The organism is Micromonospora sp. M51 (genome assembly GCF_018070305.1).
Taxonomy (GTDB): Bacteria; Actinomycetota; Actinomycetes; order Mycobacteriales; family Micromonosporaceae; genus Micromonospora; species Micromonospora parva.
The window spans coordinates 1-383 of sequence record NZ_JAGPXZ010001566.1; the positions used below are offsets into that span (position 1 = coordinate 1).

At 67.1% G+C, this 383-nt stretch carries 1 protein-coding gene; it reads left to right on the plus strand.

What is annotated here, in order from left to right; all coding sequences use genetic code 11:
* The coding region (locus KBX53_RS35975; protein ID WP_247676671.1) for a lyase family protein at window positions 1–383 on the plus strand (383 nt) is incomplete at both ends.

The following is a 383-nucleotide window of genomic DNA, read 5'->3' on the forward strand; positions in this document are numbered from 1 at the left end:
TCGCCAACTCGATGGACGCGGTCGCCGACCGGGACTTCGTCGCCGAGTTCCTCTTCACCACCGCGTTGATCGGGGTGCACCTGTCCCGCCTCGGCGAGGAGGTGGTGCTCTGGACCTCGCACGAGTTCGGCTGGGTGGAGCTGGACGACTCGTTCGCCACCGGCTCGTCGATCATGCCGCAGAAGAAGAACGCGGACATCGCCGAGCTGGCCCGGGGCAAGTCCGGGCGGCTGGTCGGCGGCCTGATGACAGTGCTGACCATGCTCAAGGGCCTGCCGATGACCTACGACCGGGACATGCAGGAGGACAAGGAGCCGGCCTTCGACGCGGTCGACACCCTGGAGCTGCTGCTTCCGGCCCTGGCGGGAATGATCTCCACGATG